Genomic DNA, 460 nt, shown 5'->3' on the forward strand with positions numbered 1-460 from the left:
ATCTAGGTTACGCTTGGTTCACAGCAGGACTAGGAAAAATACAGAGCGGTGCATTCGACGCTTCAGGCTTCTTAAAAGGAGCTATAGCTAATCCAGTTAAAGGTCCAGACGGAAACATGGTTTACAGCTGGTATGTAAACTTTTTAGAAAGCTTTGCTTTACCAAACATCGATTTATTCAACTTCATCGTTCCTTGGGGCGAGACATTAATCGGCTTAGGGCTTATGCTTGGATGTTTAACAACAGCAGCTATGTTCTTCGGATTAGTCATGAACTTCAGCTTCTTCTTAGCAGGAACTGTATCTCATAACCCAACTGATATCTTCTTAGGCTTCATCATCTTAACAGCAGGTTACAACGCTGGCCGTTACGGTTTAGACCGCTGGGTGGTACCATTCATCCGTAAAGCAACTAAGACTACTACAGAAAAAAATAAAGCAGCAGCCTAACTAGCAGGCAC

1 protein-coding gene is annotated in these 460 nt (G+C 42.6%); it reads left to right on the plus strand.

Features of this window, described 5'->3' with window-relative positions:
- Positions 1-449: Crp/Fnr family transcriptional regulator (locus V7124_RS26315; RefSeq protein WP_335486646.1), on the plus strand; the 449-nt coding region annotated here is incomplete at its 5' end.
- Positions 450-460 lie beyond the last annotated feature (11 nt).

This window comes from Neobacillus niacini, from assembly GCF_036961885.1.
GTDB lineage: Bacteria > Bacillota > Bacilli > Bacillales > Cytobacillaceae > Neobacillus > Neobacillus niacini_H.